This is a genomic window from Terribium retamae (assembly GCF_022347545.1).
Taxonomy (GTDB): domain Bacteria; phylum Pseudomonadota; class Alphaproteobacteria; order Rhizobiales; family Rhizobiaceae; genus Mesorhizobium; species Mesorhizobium retamae.
The window spans coordinates 57550-75656 of record NZ_JAKREW010000013.1 but is presented as its reverse complement, the minus strand read 5'-3'; the positions used below and the strand labels follow the sequence as shown (position 1 = coordinate 75656).

Sequence of the window (18107 nt, the reverse complement as noted above, 5' to 3'; positions counted from 1 at the left end):
AGTTCGTGCTAAGTTGTTTAAGCCGTAGCCGATGCAGTTGCACCGAGCACCGACCGTTGCAGACTGCCTTGGCCGCCAAGCGCGACGATGAAGGCGACCACACCGGCGGTGATCGAAACCAGGAAACCGCTGGTCGGCCCATAAGTGTCGATCACCCAGCCTGCGGCTGACGAGCCCGCAGCCAGCCCTATGCCGATGCTGGTGATCGCCCAGGTCATGCCTTCGGTGAGCTTGGAGGAGGGAACCAGCTTTTCGACGAGGGCCATCGCGGTGATGATGGTTGGCGAGACGGCAACCCCGGCCACGAACAGCACAAGGCAAAGCATCGGGATATTGCTTACGATCAGCAGCGGCAACGTGGTCAGTGCCGCCAGCGCGATCATGATGAGCAACTGCCGGGCGAGGGGCATGTTTAATTTCAGCACACCGAAGGCAAGCCCGGCGATGAGCGAGCCCGACGCATAGGCCGACAGGGCGAAGCTGGCGGCAGCCTTGTTGCCCTGAGCTTCCGCAAAAGCGACGGCAGCAACTTCCGCGGTGCCGAAGATCGCGCCGATGGATGCCAGGGTCAGGACAATGATCTGCAGCGAGCCAAGACGAATGACGGAGCGGCCTCCGCTGCGCTCTTGTGCATGGATCGGCGGCTCGGTTGATCTCTGCGCCGCAAACAGCAGGCTGCCGATGGTGAGGAAGATCGTGGCGGTCAGCGGTCCGGCTTCCGGGAAGACGGTGACGCTAAGCCCCACCGCGAGGATCGGGCCAACCATGAAGACGGCTTCGTCGACCACGGATTCGAAGGCGAACGCGGTATGCAGCTTCGAACTGCCGCGATAGAGCTCAGTCCAGCGCGCCCGCACGAAGGAACTGAAGCTTGGCATGGCGCCGCTGAGGACTGCAAAGAGGAACAGCGTCCAGTCAGGTGCTTTCAAATGCGTAGCCACCATCAGGCTGATGAGGGCCGACACGGAGATCAGCGTTGCTGGAACGAGCACGCGGCGTTGACCATGCCGGTCGACGAGGCGTGACACCTGCGGGGCAATCAGGCCGCTTGCCAGGGCGAAGGTGGCCGAGACCGCGCCGGCTAGCCAGTATTCGCCATGCGTCTCGGACAGCATCGTCACGATGCCGAGCGTGATCATGGAAAGCGGCAAGCGGGCAACGAAGCCGGCCGCAGAAAATGCCTTGGCGCCGGGCGCCTGGAAAATTTCACTGTACGGATTGCGCATCAAAGTCCCCGAGGGTCGGAGATAGTTGAGATTTCAAAGACGGTCGAGCCGCCTGGAAAGGCGGCTCGTTGGTCCTGTATGGGGCCTGTTCCTAAGTTCGGCGGACTTTACTCGGCCGCTTGTGGAGCAGCTTGCGATATTTCGCTTTCCGTTTCTCCGGCGAGCGTCTTTTGGCCGAAAAGCACGATCACGAAGGCGATCGTTCCGGCCGCTACGGAGACCCAGAAACCGTTCTGTGCACCGTAATTGTCGACCACCCAGCCTGCGACGAAGGCGCCCAGGGCCATGCCGATGCCGATGCCGGTCATCACCCAGGTGATTCCTTCGGTCAGCATGGCTTCGGGCACCCTGCGTTCGATCAGACCGAAGGCCATGATGAAGGTGGGCGAGATCGCCACGCCGCTGACGAAGACTGCGAGCGCCAGCAGAGGCACGGTGTTGGCGACGAGCAGCGGCAAGGTTGTCAATGCAACCACGGCGATTGAAAGAGCGAGCAGGCGCTGTTTCGGAGCCTGCAGGTTCAGCGCGCCGACAATGAGGCCGACGATGAAGGAACCCGCGGCATAGACGCCGATGACCAGGCTGGCTGCGGTAGGCTGGCCGAGCTCCTTGGTTATGGCAACCGAGCTTACCTCGGCAGTGGCGAAGATCGAGCCCACGAAGATGAGCGCCAGAGTGATGATCTGGACGGGGCGCAGCATGATCGCAGAACCGCTGCTGCCATGTTCCGGCTGCCGGACCTTGGGTTCGCTGGATCGCTGCAGGATGAAAGCAGCCATGCCGAAAGCGAGCAGAATTGTGCTGGCCAGCATGCCGGCTTCCGGGAAGAGGGCCACGCTGAGACCCACCGAAAGCGAAGCCCCGGCGATATAGACCAGTTCGTCGGCAACCGATTCAAAGGCGAATGCGGTGTTGAGCTCTGGGCGATCGCGGAATTTTTCTGTCCAGCGCGCCCGAACCATGGCCGGTACGGAGGGCATCGCGGCCGCCAGGAAAGCAGAGACGAACAGTGACCAGCTCGGCCAGTCATAGTGGGTGGCTGCGAGCAGGGTGAGGAAGGCGATGACGGACATGATTGTGGTGGGGGTTGCTACGGCCGTCTGGCCGAACCGGTCGATCCACCGTGAGATCTGGGGGGCAGCAAAAGCGTTGGTCAAGGCGAAGGTGGCCGATACTGCGCCGGCCAGCCAATATTCGCCGCGGGCCTGCGAGAGCATCGCGACAATACCAATGGGGGCCATAGCGATGGGCAGCCGGGCAAAGAAGGCCGCGGCAGCAAAACCCTTGGCCCCTGGGACTCTGAAGATTTCACCGTAAGGATTGCGCATGGGAGCACTCCTGGAAACTTGAGGGTGCGCCACTTACATACGTGGCGTATGCGAATGAGATAATTGCATACGGATCGTATGTCAATTAATATACGCTGCGTATGTAAAAAATATACGCGGCGTATGTGAAAGCGAAGCGGCAAGGGAAAGAACCAATGAGGACAGCGCACAAACCTCGCAGCGAAATGATCGCCGAGACGCGGGCAAAGCTGATTGCAGCTGCGCGCCGCGCTTTCGCGACGGTCGGTTATGCGAATGCGTCGATGGATGATTTCACAGCCGAGGCGGGGCTGACGCGCGGCGCACTCTATCATCATTTCGGTGACAAGAAGGGGCTGTTCGAAGCTGTGGTCGCCCAGATCGACACCGAAATGTGTGAGCGCCTCAACAAAATCTCCTCCAGGGCCAAGACGCGCTGGCAGGGTTTCCTCGACGAAAACATCGGCTATGTCGAAATGGCTTTGGACCCGGAAATTCAGCGCATCGTCCTGCGCGACGGTCCGGCCGTACTCGGTGATCCTGCGCTATGGCCCAATGCCAATAACTGTATCTCGTCCCTAACGAGGAACCTTGCCGCCCTGAAGGAGGAGGGGGTTGTCCGCGACATGGACCCAGACGCAATGGCGCGGCTGATCAGCGGTGCTTCGCTCTATGCGGCGCAGTGGGTCGCCAATTCCGACGATCCCGCTGCAACGTCGATAAAGGCGGTCAAAGCATTTCGAGCGCTCATGGAAGGCCTGCTGGTCGACGGGAAGGCAGACGCCTGACCTCATTTTTTGCCCGTGATAGCGCTGGCCGCCGCTTTCAGGGCGTCTTCGCCGGTACCGGCATATCTCTCGCTCATGACAAGGTCGCGAAGTGGCAGGCGTGAAGCCCATCCATTGCGCTCCAGATCAGGCTGGACGGCGAATTCACGGACATGGCCGACGCAGAGATAGGCGACCGGCACGACGTGATCCGGAATGCCGAGCAAATCCTTGAGTGAGCCTGCGTCGAGGATACTGACCCAGCCGACTCCGATCCCTTCGGCCCGCGCGGCCAGCCAGAAATTCTGCACCGCGCACACTGTGCTGAAGAGATCCATCTGCGGGTTGTGCCACCGGCCGAGTGGCGAGTTCTCGCTGCGCTGGCGGTCGCAGGTGATGCACAAGTTGAGCGCACTTTCGCAGATGCCCTCCAGCTTGAGCTTGCGGTAGAGCGCCTGTCGTTCCTCTGCGATATGCGGCAGTTCCTGTGCTCGCGCGGCCAGGAAAAGGTCGCGAACCGCCTCGCGCCGTTTCTGGTCACGGATGACGATGAAGTCCCAGGGTTGCATGAAACCCACGGATGGCGCGTGATGCGCGGCCGCGAGCAGGCGGGCAAGCACGACGTCGTCTATCGGGTCGGAACGGAAATGGCTGCGCACGTCGCGGCGCGAGAAGATGGCGTCATAGACGGCTTCGCGTTCGAGATCCCCGAAGGCATGGCAGATATGGTTGCGGACGGCGTCCATCGCGTTTCCCTTGCGATCGATAGCGTCATCCGCCCGTCCATGCGGATGACCATTCCTGCCCGGCCGGTCTTCTGGCTTGGGTTCGTCCCGCTTGCCGGCGCCTTCCCATCCGTTTGGATAGTGGCTCTTGCCGAGCGGTCCCCCTTACAGCGTTGGGCACGCCACGGATTTTCACCGTGTTCCCGATTCTCCCGCCTCGCGACAGGCACCTGACAGTGCGGTAAACATAGCCCAGTTCGGGAGTAGACGCAGCCCTGATCTCGACGTCGAATGACGCCTTTTCCCCAAAAGGCTGCTCCTGTCGCGTGGCCAACATCCCGATTGCTGATAAGGTGTCGCCATGACGACCCGTCTCTACACGCATCCGATTTTCCTGGAACACATCACGCCCGCCGCCCATCCGGAGCGGCCGGACAGGCTGCGGGCGATCGAGCGCGTTTTGGATGACGAGGCCTTTGCCGCCCTCGATCGACACGAGGCGCCGATAGGCGACGAAGAGACCGTTCTCTACTGTCATCCGAGGGATTTCGTCGAGCGCGTGCGCAGGGCGATCCCGCGAGACGGCATTGCCGTCATCGATTCCGATACGGTGGCGAGCCCGAAAAGCTGGCAGGCGGCGCTGACCGCCATCGGTGCCGCCAATGCTGCTGTGGATGACGTCTTCGCCGGCCATGCCGACAACGTTTTCGTGGCCGCGCGCCCGCCGGGTCACCATGCCGAGAAAACCACGGCAATGGGTTTCTGCCTGTTCAACACCGCAGCGATCGCCGCCCGCTATGCGCAGGAGAAACACGGTGCCGAGCGTGTCGCGATCGTTGACTGGGACGTGCACCACGGCAATGGCACGCAGGACATCTTCTGGGATGATCCGTCGGTGCTCTATTGCTCGACACACCAGATGCCGCTCTACCCGGGTACGGGCGCGAAGAACGAAACTGGCGCCGGCAACATTGTCAACGCGCCACTGGCACCGGCGACAGGCAGCGATATCTTCCGCGAAGCCTTCAACACGCGCGTTCTGCCGGCGATTGATTCCTTTGCGCCGGACCTCATCATCATCTCTGCCGGCTTTGATGCGCACCATCGCGATCCGTTGGCTGAGATCAATCTTGTCGAGGACGATTTCGACTGGGCGACCGGGCAGTTGATGGATCGCGCGCGCCGTCATAGTTCAAACAGGCTGGTCAGCGTGCTGGAAGGCGGCTACGACCTGCACGGATTGGCATTTTCGGTCGCAGCGCATGTCGGCCGCCTGATGAAAGGATGAGCCATGGCTGAGGAAACGAACCAGGACGTCAAGGCGATGAGTTTCGAGCAGGCGCTTGATGCGCTGGAGAGGATCGTCGACGATCTCGAGCGCGGCGACGTGCCGCTCGATCAATCGATCCGCATCTACGAGCGCGGCGAGGCCTTGAAAGCCCATTGCGATCGTCTGCTCAAGGCCGCCGAGGACAAGGTCGAGAAGATCAGGTTGGCGCGCGACGGCAAGCCGGTCGGCATCGAACCGCTGGACGGGGAATGAGGCTGCGAGGCAGCTGACGGGAAACAAGGGACAACGCAAGAGGTATTAACGGGAGAGACATCCATGTGTCGCAACATCAAGCCGTTATTCAACTTCGAACCGCCGGCAACGGATACTGAAATCCAGGAAGCGGCGCTGCAGTTCGTGCGCAAGATCAGTGGCTCGAACAAACCCTCCATGCGAAACAAGGAAGCGTTCGACCACGCGGTGCACGTTATCGCCCATGCCGCGCATGATCTGCTTGTTGCCCTTGAAACCACTCAACCACCGCGCAATCGCGAGGAGGTGGCGGCAAAAGCTCGCGCCAAGTCGGCCATGCGGTTTGGGCCCAAGCCGCTGACTGCCTAGCAGGCTCGCGATCGCGCAGATCGCCCGGCCGCTGCCGGTCAGGACGCCGAGGTGACCATCGAGCCGTTATCGAAATCTGCTGGCCGGGCAGAGTAGAACCGCTCCGGCGGCGTCCAGCGATCCGGCAACTCGTCCTCTCCCCATCGTGCGAGCGCCTGGAGAGCGGGAATGAGTGCCGCGCCCTTGGCGGTCAAGCCATAGACGCCGCGCGTCGCTCCTTGTCTTGCCTGCGTTTGTCTGATGAGGCCCGCCTCCTCCAGACGCCGCAACCGTTCAGCCAGGATGTTCGTCGCGATTTTCTCGGGCATCGCCAGAAGATCGGAATAGCTGGTTGCGCCTACCACCATCGAACGGATGATCACGATTGACCACTTGTCGCCGACGATGTCGAGCGCCGAGGCGATGGGGCAACCGGTGCGGAATTTGACCATGGACGCAGCATGATTTTCTAACTTGCATTTTGCAAGTAAAAAATGGTTATCTCCGCAAAGATGTTCGTTGGAGGAGGGGGAACATGCTTCCGGTCACGTCCATCGTTGCCGCATTGGCGGCTCTTTCGTTGGTTGCCTTGAGCATTGCGGTCAGCCTGCGCCGCAAAAAGGTCGGTGTGCGTCTCGGTTTTGGAGAGGACCCGACGCTGATGCGTCGTATTCGGGCACAGGGCAATTTTACTGAATATGTGCCATTGGCTTTGATCGTGCTTGCCGTCGTCGAGTACCGGCAAGCGCCGACGGTTCTGTTTTGGACGATCGGCGGACTGCTCGTGGCCGGCCGGTCTCTACACTTTGCTGGCATCATGACGGCCAGAACACCTTTGAGTGCGCCCGGAATGGTCGGCACCTATAGCGCGTTGCTCGTCGGCGCGATCACGCTCCTGTCCACATGAACGCGTTTCCAAACGTCAACCCGATTGATCGGTGAACGCATCGTCGTCGTATCGCCGGTTTGCCAGGGGAGGGCGCGGGTATAAGTTCAGTCGCCTAAGTCATCAGCAGATGGAGCAGGTGCGATGAGCTTCTTCCCCGGAAACGACCCCGAGCCCGGTGATGCCTTTTCTTGCGATGCCATCGAGCTGATGGTGGTGCCGAACGCCAAGGACATCGGCGGTTTCGAGGTTCGTCGAGCCTTGCCCACTGCCAGGCGCCGGCTGGTCGGACCGTTCATCTTCTTTGACCGTATGGGGCCTGCCATTCTGAGGGCCGGCAAGGCGCTGGACGTGCGCCCGCATCCGCATATCGGGCTCTCTACCGTGACCTATCTGTTCGACGGAAAGATCAGGCATCGCGATTCGTTGGGTACCGAGATGGTCATTTCACCGGGCGACGTGAACTTGATGACTGCCGGGCGTGGCATTGTTCATTCCGAGCGTACGCCGGAGGAGATGCGCGGCGCGCCGATGTCGATGTCCGGCCTGCAGACATGGATCGCGCTGCCCGACAGGCACGAAGAGATGGCGCCCGTTTTCGAAAACACCGCAAGCGCAGAACTGCCGGAGTTCGGTGCCGACGGTGTGTCGGGTCGCCTTATCATCGGTGAGTTGGAAGGCCGCCGCGCTCCGGTGACCACCTATCATGATACGCTGTACGCAGACATTCGCCTGGCACCTGGTGCAAGGTATCGTATTGCGGCAGATGCCGAGGAACGCGCGATCTATGTGCTCGACGGGTTCGTCTCCATTGCCGGCGACAGTTTCCCCGAAAATCGCCTTCTGGTGTTTCGTCCTGGCGACGAAATAGTCGTTTCGTCGGAATCGGGTGCGCATTTCATGCTGTTCGGCGGGGCTTCGCTGGGGTCTCCACGCTACATCTGGTGGAATTTCGTTTCCTCGTCGAAAGAGCGCATCGAACAGGCCAAGCAGGAGTGGAAGACAGGTCGTTTCGACATCGTACCGGGCGATGAAAAGGAGTTCATTCCTTTGCCCGACAAATGAAACGTGTCATTGCGGCACATTTACTTTCGTTGGTCGGAAGCCTATTCGACTTCTTGAATAGTCTTGAACGCGAGCTCGAACGGGCCAGCCATTGATCGCCAGACCGCAAACGCCGCTTCTCGATAAGGTTCGCATTCCCGCGGATCTGAAGAAGCTTTCAGAAAACGATCTGCCGCAGTTGGCGCAAGAGCTGCGCAGCGAACTGGTCGATGCCGTCTCGCAGACCGGCGGGCATCTTGGTGCAGGCCTTGGCGTTGTCGAACTCACGGTTGCGCTGCACTACGTTTTCGACACGCCGGACGACAGGATCATCTGGGATGTCGGCCACCAGGCCTATCCGCACAAGATCCTCACCGGCCGGCGCGATCGCATCCGTACCTTGCGGCAGGAGAATGGGCTTTCCGGTTTCACCAAGCGCACAGAGAGTGAATACGACCCGTTTGGTGCTGCCCATTCCTCGACGTCCATATCGGCCGGCCTTGGCATGGCCGTGGCGCGCGACCTTTCCGGCGGCAAGAACAATGTCATCGCTGTCATCGGCGACGGCGCCATGTCGGCCGGCATGGCGTTCGAGGCGTTGAACAATGCCGGTGCACTCGATGCGCGCCTCATTGTCATCCTGAACGACAACGACATGTCGATAGCGCCGCCGACCGGCGCGATGAGCGCCTATCTGGCTCGGCTCGGCTCGGGCAAGGCCTATCTTGGCCTCCGCGATTTCGGCAAAAAGCTGACGTCCTATCTCGGCAAGCGTGCGGACCGTGCCATCACTCGCGCTGTCGAGCATGCGCGCGGCTACGTCACCGGCGGTACGCTGTTCGAGGAACTTGGCTTCTTCCATATCGGCCCGATCGACGGACACAATCTCGAGCATCTCATCCCCGTGCTGAAGAATGTCCGCGACAACGGCAAGGGGCCTGTTCTCATTCATGTCGTGACGCAGAAGGGCAAGGGTTACGCGCCCGCCGAGGCAGCTGCCGACAAATATCATGGCGTTAATCGCTTCGACGTCATCACTGGCGCGCAGGCGAAAGCTCCGGCCAATGCGCCCACCTACACCAATGTCTTTGCCGAAAGCCTGATCCGCGAAGCGTGTGAAGACGACAAGATCGTAGCCGTCACCGCAGCCATGCCGACCGGCACCGGGCTCGACCTGTTCGGAGAAGTTTTCCCGAACCGCACTTTCGATGTCGGCATTGCCGAACAGCATGCGGTCACCTTTGCAGCGGGCCTCGCCACCGAAGGTTACAAGCCGTTCGCTGCGATCTACTCCACCTTCCTGCAGCGCGCCTACGATCAGGTCGTGCACGACGTCGCTATCCAGAAGCTGCCCGTGCGGTTTCCGATCGACCGCGCCGGCTATGTCGGCGCAGATGGCGCGACGCATTGCGGCGCATTCGACACCACCTTCCTCGCCTCACTGCCCGACTTTGTTGTCATGGCGGCAAGCGATGAGGTGGAACTGCGTCATATGGTGCGTACCGCCGCCGAATATGACGAGGGTCCGATCTCCTTCCGTTATCCGCGTGGCAACGGCGTCGGCATCGATATGCCCGAGCGTGGTTCGCCGCTCGAGATCGGCAAGGGTCGTATCGTGCGCGAGGGCACCAAGGTAGGATTGCTGTCCTTCGGCACGCGTCTGCAGGATTGCCTTGCAGCTGCGGATGAACTCAGTGCTGCCGGCCTTTCGACGACCGTCGCGGATGCGCGTTTTGCCAAGCCGCTCGATGAAGATCTCATCCGGCGCCTGGCCCGTTCGCATCAGATCCTGGTGACGGTGGAGGAGGGCGCCATTGGCGGCTTCGCCGCGCAGGTTCTGCATTTCCTTGCTCATGAGGGTCTGCTGGAAAGCGGTCTCAAGGTTCGCCCGCTGGTGCTGCCGGATGCGTTCACAGACCATGCCAAGCCGGAAAAGATGTACGCCGATGCCGGGCTCGATGCGACGGGCATCGTCCGGACGGTGTTTGCGGCTCTCGGCCATGTCGCGAGCGCGCAGCGCGCCTGAATGTCCGGAACTTGATTCTGTTTGTGAGCGCCTTGAATCACCGTCTCATCGCGTGGAATCTCTTTCTCGGCAATCCAGATTAACTTGTTGTTCAGATTGCTTTTTGGCGCTTCGCTTACCCTCTCTCTTGCCCCTTTTTCAACGGCGCCCTGCTAGGAAAAACCGAGGCAGGGAGAACAAGAATGAGAGCGCTTCTATTAGGCGCGGTCGGCACGCTTTTGCTGATTGAGCCGGCGGCGGCTGAACCGCAATATGACCGCGTTCTCGAACAGGCGGCCATCGACATCGTGGCAGCCAATATTGGAACATTGCGCGGCGGCTTCGCCTTCAACCAGGTGCCGCAAATGATTGTGGTGCAGGAAGCGCCTGCGCCACGCCGGGCGCCTGCCGATGGCCTGGTGCCGGCTATCGAGCGGCCATCGGCCAGCCAGCTTTTCTAGGATCCGGCTTTCGAGGCTCCGTCTTCCCGGCTTGCCTTCGCGCGTGGCTTTCGCCAATGAAGGCGAATGCGTTCTCACCAGCCAGCCACTCAGCGCCAGCGGCTCGACGACCTGCTCGTTGCGCGGGGCCTGTTTGCCAGCCGCTCGCGCGCCCGCGATGCGGTCGAGCGCGGCACCGTCTCGGTCGACGGAACAGTGGTGACGAAGCCCGGCCAGAACGTCCCTTCTGGTGTCGAACTGGTGGTGGACGATCCGGCACGCAATTATGTCTCACGCGCTGCGTTGAAGTTGACGGCCGGGCTCGACCATTTCGGGCTCGATCCATCAGGAGCGGAGGCGCTCGACATCGGCGCTTCTACAGGAGGCTTCACGCAGGTGCTGCTCGAACGTGGCGCGGCCCATGTGACCGCCATCGACGTTGGCCATGGCCAGATGCATGCCTCGGTTGAAGGCGATCAGCGCGTGACCTCCATTGAGGGGCTGAATGCGCGCGACCTTTCGGCCGCGAGGCTTAATGGCCGCCTGCCGGATTTCATCGTCTCCGATGTTTCCTTCATCTCGCTGAAGCTGGCGCTGCCGCCGGCTCTGGCTCTGGCGAAGGCTGGCGCGCATGCCCTGCTGCTGGTCAAGCCGCAATTCGAGGCCGGTCGAGAAGCAATCGGCAAGGGTGGGCTGCTCAAGAATCCCGCTGGGGCTGAAGCCGTCGCCGCTGATCTGCATCGTTGGCTGGACGAACTTCCAGGTTGGCGCGCGCTAGGCTTCCATCCGTCACCGATCGAGGGTGGCGACGGCAACCGCGAATTCCTGCTGGCCGGAGTGAAAGATCGATGAGCACGCGTTTTCAGATCGCCCGGCTCGGTGCGCAGGGTGACGGTGTCGCCGATGTCGATGGCGGTCATCTCTTCATCCCCTTTGCGCTGCCAGGCGAAGTTGTGACTGCCGCGCGTGAAAAGGACAGGGCACAATTGCTTGCCGTGCTTGAGCCTTCGCCGGAACGCGTCAAGCCTGCCTGCAGGCATTTCACCGAGTGCGGCGGTTGCGCCATTCAACATCTCGAAGACCAAGCCTATCGTGCCTGGAAGCGCAGCCTTGTGGTTCATGCGCTGAAAGCGAGGGGCATCGACGCCCAGGTGGCCGATCTCGTTACCTGTCCTCCGCACAGCCGCCGCAGAGCCGCCTTTACGGCGCGCAACACCGACACGGGATTGCATCTCGGCTACAATCAGGCGTTCTCCAACATCCTCGTCGATATCGAGGAGTGCCCGGTGCTGCTGCCGACCATTATTGGATCGGCCGGTGTTTTGCGGCACCTTGCCAGCATCGTCGCCAACACGTCGAAGCCGTTCCGGTTCCTGGTCACAGCGACGGCGTCGGGCCTGGACGTCGCCGCTGCCGATTGCGGCAAGCCCACCGAAGCGATCCGTCGTGCCGCCACGGACTTTGTCATCAAGTCCGGGATCGCCAGGCTTTCCATCGATGGCGAGATCATCGTCGAGGCGGTCAAGCCGACACTCGTTTTCGGCACGGCAACCGTCACGCCCCCGCCGGGAGCCTTCGTGCAGGCCGTGGCCGAGGCGGAGAACGCAATGGCGGCTCTTGTGACGGAGCATGTGCGCAAGGCGAAAAGGGTCGCTGACCTCTATTCGGGGTGCGGAACCTTTGCGTTGAGGCTCGCAGCCAATGCGGAGGTTCATGCGGTGGAGAATGATGGGCCGGCGCTCGCAGCACTCGATCGTGGCTTTCGTTTTGCCAATGGCCTGAAGCGCGTGACGATCGAACGCCGCGACCTCGATCGCAGGCCGCTGACCTTCAAGGAACTGGCCGCATTCGACGCCGTGGTGTTCGACCCCCCGCGCGCCGGCGCCGAGGATCAGTCCAAACAGATCGCACGCTCGGACGTGCCTTACATCGCCGCCGTTTCGTGCAATCCCGTAACGCTGGCGCGCGACCTGCGAATCCTGATCGACGGTGGATATCAGCTGAAGAGCGTGACGCCGATCGACCAGTTCCTTTGGTCGCCCCATGTCGAGACGGTGTCGTTGCTGGAAAAGCCGCGCAAACGGCGCTGAAACTGTCTGTCAGCGCCCAGCCAGAGCTTTTTCGACGAAGGCGGGAACGATTTCGGTGGCCCTGCCAAGCACGGCCTCGTCGAAGCTGCTGTGGCCGTCGGAGGGTTCGAGGTTGAGTTCGACCGTATGTGCGCCATTGAGGCGTGCTTCTTCGACAAAACCGGCCGCCGGATAGACATTGCCGCTGGTGCCGATCGAGACGAACAGGTCGCATTCCGCCAGCGCGGCATAGATATGGTCCATCCGGTAGGGCATCTCGCCAAACCAGACGACGTCGGGACGCAGATAGCCGACCGCGCCACAGGCAGGACACTGCGAAAGCGCGGACATGTCCTTTGACCAGGGCGAACGTCGCTCGCAGGCCTGGCACAGCGTCTTGCCGAGTTCCCCATGCATGTGGATGAGGTTGGTTGAACCGGCTCGTTCGTGCAGGTCGTCTATGTTCTGCGTGACCAATGTTACGGAGCCGGAAAACTCGCGCTCCAGCCGTGCCAGCGCGGCATGAGCGGCATTTGGTTTCACCTTGGCCATGTCACGCCGACGCTGGTTGTAGAATTCATGCACCCTTGCGGCATCGCGGATGAAGCCTTCCGGCGTTGCCACATCGCGATAGTCGACCTTCGACCAGATGCCGTCCTTGTCGCGGAACGTGTCCACGCCGGATTCTGCCGAAACGCCGGCACCGGTAAGCAGGACGATGGATTTGTATGCCGACATGGTCGAATGGCTGTTTGCAGGCGGCTAGACCTGCGTGCCGCCGACCGTCATCTGGTTCATGCGCAGATGCGGCTGGCCAACGCCGACGGGCACACCCTGGCCGGCCTTGCCGCACATGCCGATGCCGGTGTCTAGCTTCATATCGTTGCCGACCATGGTGACGCGGTGCATCGCATCCGGCCCGTTGCCGATCAGCATGGCGCCCTTGATCGGCTGCGTGACTTTGCCATCTTCGATCAGATAGGCCTCGGTGCAACCGAACACGAATTTGCCTGAAGTGATATCGACCTGACCACCGCCGAAGGAAACGGCGTAGATGCCCTTTTTCACCGATGCGATGATCTCCTCCGGCGTGTGGTCGCCGGCGGTCATGTATGTGTTGGTCATACGCGGCATCGGCTGGTGTGCATAGGATTCGCGGCGGCCGTTGCCGGTGGCGGCCATGCCCATCAGCCGAGCGTTTTGACGATCCTGCATGTAGCCGACCAGTTTGCCGTCCTCGATGAGCACGGTGCGGTTGGTTGGGGTGCCTTCGTCATCGACGGTCAGCGAGCCGCGACGTTCAGCGATGGTGCCGTCGTCGACGACAGTCACGCCCTTGGCCGCGACCTGCTGGCCAAGAAGGCCTGCGAAGGCCGATGTCTTCTTACGATTGAAATCGCCTTCCAGTCCGTGGCCGACTGCTTCGTGCAGCATGACGCCCGGCCAGCCGCTGGACAACACGATGTCGAAGGTGCCGGCCGGTGCGGGTATGGCTTCCAGGTTGACCAGTGCCTGGCGCAGTGCCTCCTTGGCGGCGTATTTCCAGCTGTGCTCGACCAGGAATTCGCCGAAGCCGGTGCGCCCCCCCATGCCGTAGGAGCCGGTCTCCTGCCGCTCACCCTCGCCGACCATGACCGAGATGTTGAGCCGGACCAGTGGCCGGATGTCCCGTACCAATTGGCCGTCGGCACGCAGGATCTCGACCTGCTGCCAGGACGCGGCAAGCGACGCGGTTACCTGCCGCACGCGTGGATCCTCCGCACGCGTCCAGGCATCGATCTCCTGCAGAAGTTTGGCCTTGGCCTCGAAGCCGGGTGAGGGGATCGGGTTCTCGTCACCGTAAAGACGGCGGTTTGTGCGCGGCGGCGCATCGGCCAGCGTGCCCGAATAACCGGCCTTTACCGTGGCGACGGCACCGGCGGCGCGTTGCAACGCCGCCTCCGACAGGTCGCCGGCATGCGCATAGCCGCTTGCCTCGCCGGCGACGACACGCAGTCCAAAACCCTGGTCCGTGTTGAAATTGGCCGTCTTCAGCCGGCCATTGTCGAACATCAGCGCTTCGCTTTCGCTGTATTCGAGGAAGAGCTCACCGTCGTCGGCACCCTTGATGGTATCGGCGACGATCTTCTTGATCCGCTCTTCGGAAATGTCGAAACGGCTGATGAGGCTGCTCATGGCGCGCATCCTTGAATGAACTGTTGATCCCGATGTAGGCGCCGTGACGCCATTCGGCAATGCGCGACCGTGACGCTAAGGGATCAAGGCAGGGCGTTGAAGCCGTCCGCGAAGCCCTTGAGGTCGACCGGAATGCCAATGCCTTCTTCCGGGGTCTGGAAGACAATGAAGGTGGCGGCCTTGCCGTTCTTCAACGTCTCAAGCAGCGGCTTTTCCAGGATCACCTCGGCATAACAGCCGTCCTGGAAGCAGCGAACGAAATAGGCGCGGCCGATATCCTTGCCGTCGACATTGAGGCCAAGGCCATTGGGAAGCAGGACGCCGAGCGGAGCCAAAACACGCAGGATCTCGGCCTTGTTGTCGGCGGTTCGCAGCACGACGACCGAAAGACCCATCTCGGGACGATCCTCGGCAACGACATTCTGCATCATCACGCATTGTTCGGACGTGGCGCCGGCCGGCGTGTCGCAGATGACCGACCATGCGCCATGGGTGGATTTCACATTCCCGCTCGGTTGCTGTGCAGCCGCCACCGCCTGCCCGGCACCCGCAAGGGCGGCGAGAAAGATGACCTTCGCCAAGGTTCTCGAAACCCAAGAGTTCATGTCGGCTCCATTCCCGAATCACGCCACTTTAAGCCCCGCCACTGCTGAGGAAAAGCGTGAGGGCCACGCGCAATCCCTTTCAAGTGCGGCAACAATACGATTTTCCAGCGCAAATAGCGCAATTTGCTACGATTGTCTCTGTCACGGCTACGCAACAGCAACTTGATTGTGGTGCTGCCTGTGCATGCGGCTGCGATCAATCAAGGCGCGCGCAAAAATGCCGCATGGTTTTGACCGCTCCTTTCTTGCGGCGGGAAAGAGAGTATGGTTTGAACCAATCTGGACCGTCCGGGATTCCCTGTCCCGGCGTTATATCGTATTCCTGCCACGCAGGACGGGGACTGGGAGATGAAGAGGGCGATGAAGAAGTTTCTTGCTGGCGCTGGTGCCGCATCGATGGTTTTCGCCGGGTCTGTCGCCCAGGCCGCGCAACCGCAGCCATGGGAAATGACGTTCCAACCGGCCGCGACTGCCATCATGAGCCAAATCACCTGGTTCGAGCGTTATACGCTGTGGTTCATCGTGCCGATCACGCTGTTCGTTCTCTTCCTTCTGGCGTGGTGCATTCTGAAGTATCGCGCGAGCGTCAATCCGACGCCGTCCAAGACCAGCCACAACACGCTGATCGAAGTCGCCTGGACGCTCGGGCCGGTCCTGATCCTGCTTGCCATTGCGGTGCCGTCCTTCCAGCTTCTCACCGCCCAGTACAGCCCTCCGGAAGAGCCCAAGCTCACGGTCAAGGCGACAGGCAACCAATGGAACTGGGACTACGAATATCAGGTCGAGCAGCCGCTCTCCTTTAACTCGGCTATCCTTGCCGATGGTGACCGTGCGGGTCTCGGCAAGGAAGACAAGGCCAAATATCCGCGTCTCCTGGCGGTCGACAATGAGATGGTCGTGCCCGTCGGTGTCGTCGTGCGTGTCCTGGTCACCGGCGCCGACGTGATTCACGCTTATGCGGTGCCGGCTTTCGGTATCAAGGTCGATGCCGTCCCGGGTCGTATCAACGAGACCTGGTTCAAGGCCGAGAAGGAAGGTCTCTACTACGGCCAGTGCTCGGAGCTTTGCGGCAAGGACCATGCCTTCATGCCGATTGCGGTGCGCGTCGTATCGGAAAAGCAATATGAAACTTGGCTGGCTGCGGCCAAGGCCGACCTGCCGGGCGCCAACAAGGCGCTGATGGCTGAGGTCGATGGTACCAACAAGGTTGCGTCCGCCGGCAACTGATGCCGCGGTCGAAACAAGGATAGGGAACGGAGCGGAACATGGCGCACGCAGCGGCTCACGACGATCACGACCATAAGCCTAGGGGCTGGGTCCGCTGGGTCAACTCGACCAACCACAAGGACATCGGTACGCTTTACCTGATCTTCGCGATCATGGCCGGCATCATCGGTGGCTTCCTGTCGATCATGATGCGCTGGGAGTTGGCTGAGCCGGGAATCCAGATTTTCCCTGGTCTCGCGTCCATGGTCTATGGCGTGAACGGTGACGCTGCGCTCGACGCCGGCAAGTCGATGTTCAATGCATTCACCACGGCGCATGCGCTGATCATGATCTTCTTCATGGTCATGCCGGCGCTGATTGGCGGTTTCGCCAATTGGATGGTGCCGATCATGATCGGTGCGCCGGACATGGCGTTCCCGCGCATGAACAACATCTCCTTCTGGCTGCTGCCGCCGGCCTTCATCCTGCTGCTCACCTCGATGTTCGTGCCAAGTGCGCCCGGCGCCTATGGTGTCGGTGGCGGCTGGACGATCTACCCGCCGATGTCGACCTCCGGTCAGCCTGGGCCAGCGATGGATCTGGCGATCTTGTCGATCCACATCGCCGGTGCGTCCTCGATCCTCGGCGCCATCAACTTCATCACCACCATCTTCAACATGCGCGCACCGGGCATGACGCTGCACAAGATGCCGCTCTTTGCCTGGTCGGTTCTGGTCACCGCCTTCCTGCTGCTGCTTTCGCTGCCGGTTCTGGCTGGCGCCATCACCATGCTGCTGACCGACCGCAACTTCGGCACCTCCTTCTTCGTGCCGGAAAATGGCGGCGATCCGATCCTGTTCCAGCATCTGTTCTGGTTCTTCGGTCACCCTGAAGTGTACATCCTGATCCTGCCGGGTTTCGGCATCGTCAGCCACATCATCGCGACCTTCTCGCGCAAGCCGGTGTTCGGCTACCTCGGAATGGCATATGCCATGGTCGCGATTGGCGCCGTCGGCTTCGTCGTGTGGGCGCACCACATGTACACCACCGGTATTTCGCTCAACGCACAGCGCTACTTCGTATTCGCCACGATGGTCATCGCGGTGCCGACCGGCATCAAGATCTTCTCGTGGATCGCCACCATGTGGGGCGGCTCGATCTCCTTCCGCACCCCGATGCTTTGGGCAGTAGGCTTCATCTTCCTGTTCACGGTCGGTGGTGTCACCGGCGTCCAGCTCGCCAATGCCGGCCTCGATCGTTCGTTGCAGGATACCTATTACGTCGTCGCGCACTTCCACTACGTGCTGTCGCTCGGCGCGGTCTTTGCGATCTTTGCCGGCTGGTACTACTGGTTCCCGAAGATGACCGGTTACATGTATTCGCCGTTCATCGCGCGCGCCCATTTCTGGATCATGTTCATCGGCGTGAACCTGGTGTTTTTCCCGCAGCACTTCCTGGGTCTGTCGGGCATGCCGCGCCGCTATATCGATTATCCGGATGCCTTCGCCGGCTGGAACTATGTTTCCTCGGTCGGTTCCTATATCTCCGGCATCAGCGTTCTGATTTTCCTCTATGGCGTCTTCGAGGCGTTCCGGAAGAAGCGCGTTGCCGGTGCCAATCCGTGGGGCGAGGGTGCCACCACGCTGGAATGGCAGTTGCCTTCGCCGCCGCCCTACCATCAGTGGGAACAGCTGCCCAAGGTTAAGTAAGGCAGATTCAAAGTTCGAAACCGCCGGCTGGGCCGGCGGTTTTGGCCAAACGGAATGAGTGGACTTCAAGTAC

General features: G+C 61.2%; 19 protein-coding genes and 1 riboswitch. Of the genes, 12 read left to right on the top strand and 7 right to left on the bottom strand.

The genetic code is table 11. The annotated features are described in order from the left end of the window. Positions 1-17 precede the first annotated feature (17 nt). Together L4923_RS15000 and L4923_RS14995 are read right to left on the bottom strand one after the other, a co-directional pair. The gene (locus tag L4923_RS15000) at positions 18-1226 is read right to left on the bottom strand and encodes an MFS transporter (RefSeq protein ID WP_239366398.1); all 1209 of its coding nucleotides are present in this window, start codon (positions 1224-1226) and stop codon (positions 18-20) included. A 107-nt stretch (positions 1227-1333) separates the two neighbouring features. Continuing rightward, a complete protein-coding gene (locus L4923_RS14995) occupies positions 1334-2554 on the bottom strand; it encodes an MFS transporter (RefSeq protein WP_239366397.1) in 1221 nt (406 codons plus the stop codon). A 155-nt stretch (positions 2555-2709) separates the two neighbouring features. Between L4923_RS14995 and L4923_RS14990 the strand changes: the two genes are divergently transcribed. Next, complete coding sequence (locus tag L4923_RS14990) at positions 2710-3321, top strand: TetR/AcrR family transcriptional regulator (protein ID WP_239366396.1); 612 nt, start codon at positions 2710-2712, stop codon at positions 3319-3321. Between the two features lie 2 nt (positions 3322-3323). On the opposite strand, the gene bluB is transcribed toward L4923_RS14990, so the two are convergent. Then, a complete protein-coding gene (gene bluB / locus L4923_RS14985; RefSeq protein ID WP_239366395.1) occupies positions 3324-4046 on the bottom strand; it encodes a 5,6-dimethylbenzimidazole synthase in 723 nt (240 codons plus the stop codon). Between the two features lie 44 nt (positions 4047-4090). Next, a riboswitch (cobalamin riboswitch) is annotated at positions 4091-4274 on the bottom strand. 112 nt (positions 4275-4386) lie between these two features. Here bluB and L4923_RS14980 point away from each other — a divergent pair. The 3 genes from L4923_RS14980 (at position 4387) to L4923_RS14970 (ending at position 5916) form a co-directional block, all read left to right on the top strand. Then, positions 4387-5313, top strand: a complete 927-nt coding sequence (locus tag L4923_RS14980; RefSeq protein WP_239366394.1) for a histone deacetylase family protein — start codon at positions 4387-4389, stop codon at positions 5311-5313. Positions 5314-5316: 3 nt separating this feature from the next. Further along, positions 5317-5568, top strand: coding sequence for an exodeoxyribonuclease VII small subunit (locus L4923_RS14975; RefSeq protein ID WP_239366392.1), 252 nt, complete (start codon positions 5317-5319; stop codon positions 5566-5568). A gap of 63 nt (positions 5569-5631) precedes the next feature. Next, a complete protein-coding gene (locus tag L4923_RS14970; protein ID WP_239366391.1) occupies positions 5632-5916 on the top strand; it encodes a DUF2277 domain-containing protein in 285 nt (94 codons plus the stop codon). A gap of 38 nt (positions 5917-5954) precedes the next feature. Here the strand turns inward: L4923_RS14970 and L4923_RS14965 are convergent, their stop codons facing one another. After that, positions 5955-6347: a winged helix-turn-helix transcriptional regulator gene (locus L4923_RS14965; RefSeq protein WP_239366389.1), complete on the bottom strand. Its 393-nt coding sequence runs from the start codon at positions 6345-6347 to the stop codon at positions 5955-5957. An 83-nt stretch (positions 6348-6430) separates the two neighbouring features. On the opposite strand from L4923_RS14965, the gene L4923_RS14960 reads away from it, so the two are divergent. The 6 genes from L4923_RS14960 to L4923_RS14935 all read left to right on the top strand — a co-directional run bounded on the left by L4923_RS14960 (position 6431) and on the right by L4923_RS14935 (position 12360). Then, the gene (locus L4923_RS14960; RefSeq protein ID WP_239366387.1) at positions 6431-6802 is read left to right on the top strand and encodes an MAPEG family protein; all 372 of its coding nucleotides are present in this window, start codon (positions 6431-6433) and stop codon (positions 6800-6802) included. Positions 6803-6925: 123 nt separating this feature from the next. After that, a complete protein-coding gene (locus L4923_RS14955) occupies positions 6926-7846 on the top strand; it encodes a pirin family protein (RefSeq protein ID WP_239366385.1) in 921 nt (306 codons plus the stop codon). A gap of 91 nt (positions 7847-7937) precedes the next feature. Further along, positions 7938-9851, top strand: a complete 1914-nt coding sequence (gene dxs, locus L4923_RS14950) for a 1-deoxy-D-xylulose-5-phosphate synthase (protein ID WP_239366383.1) — start codon at positions 7938-7940, stop codon at positions 9849-9851. 182 nt (positions 9852-10033) lie between these two features. After that, positions 10034-10291: a hypothetical protein gene (locus L4923_RS14945; protein WP_239366381.1), complete on the top strand. Its 258-nt coding sequence runs from the start codon at positions 10034-10036 to the stop codon at positions 10289-10291. Between the two features lie 66 nt (positions 10292-10357). Continuing rightward, positions 10358-11122, top strand: coding sequence for a TlyA family RNA methyltransferase (locus tag L4923_RS14940; RefSeq protein WP_239366379.1), 765 nt, complete (start codon positions 10358-10360; stop codon positions 11120-11122). After that, positions 11119-12360: a class I SAM-dependent RNA methyltransferase gene (locus L4923_RS14935; protein ID WP_239366377.1), complete on the top strand. Its 1242-nt coding sequence runs from the start codon at positions 11119-11121 to the stop codon at positions 12358-12360. The genes L4923_RS14940 and L4923_RS14935 overlap by 4 nt, the downstream gene beginning before the upstream one ends. 9 nt (positions 12361-12369) lie before the next feature. Here L4923_RS14935 and L4923_RS14930 read toward each other — a convergent pair whose 3' ends face one another. The 3 genes from L4923_RS14930 to L4923_RS14920 form a co-directional block, all read right to left on the bottom strand. Next, positions 12370-13077 (bottom strand): NAD-dependent deacylase, encoded by a 708-nt coding sequence (locus L4923_RS14930; RefSeq protein WP_239366375.1) that lies wholly within the window; start codon positions 13075-13077, stop codon positions 12370-12372. A gap of 24 nt (positions 13078-13101) precedes the next feature. Further along, on the bottom strand, positions 13102-14514 hold the full coding sequence (gene tldD / locus L4923_RS14925; RefSeq protein ID WP_239366373.1) for a metalloprotease TldD: 1413 nt from the start codon (positions 14512-14514) through the stop codon (positions 13102-13104). Positions 14515-14597: 83 nt separating this feature from the next. Continuing rightward, positions 14598-15119, bottom strand: coding sequence for an invasion associated locus B family protein (locus L4923_RS14920; RefSeq protein ID WP_239366371.1), 522 nt, complete (start codon positions 15117-15119; stop codon positions 14598-14600). Positions 15120-15479: 360 nt separating this feature from the next. Here L4923_RS14920 and coxB point away from each other — a divergent pair, with 360 nt between their 5' ends. After that, a complete protein-coding gene (gene coxB, locus L4923_RS14915) occupies positions 15480-16346 on the top strand; it encodes a cytochrome c oxidase subunit II (RefSeq protein WP_239366370.1) in 867 nt (288 codons plus the stop codon). Between the two features lie 38 nt (positions 16347-16384). Beyond that, on the top strand, positions 16385-18034 hold the full coding sequence (ctaD, locus tag L4923_RS14910) for a cytochrome c oxidase subunit I (RefSeq protein WP_239366369.1): 1650 nt from the start codon (positions 16385-16387) through the stop codon (positions 18032-18034). Positions 18035-18107: the final 73 nt, after the last annotated feature.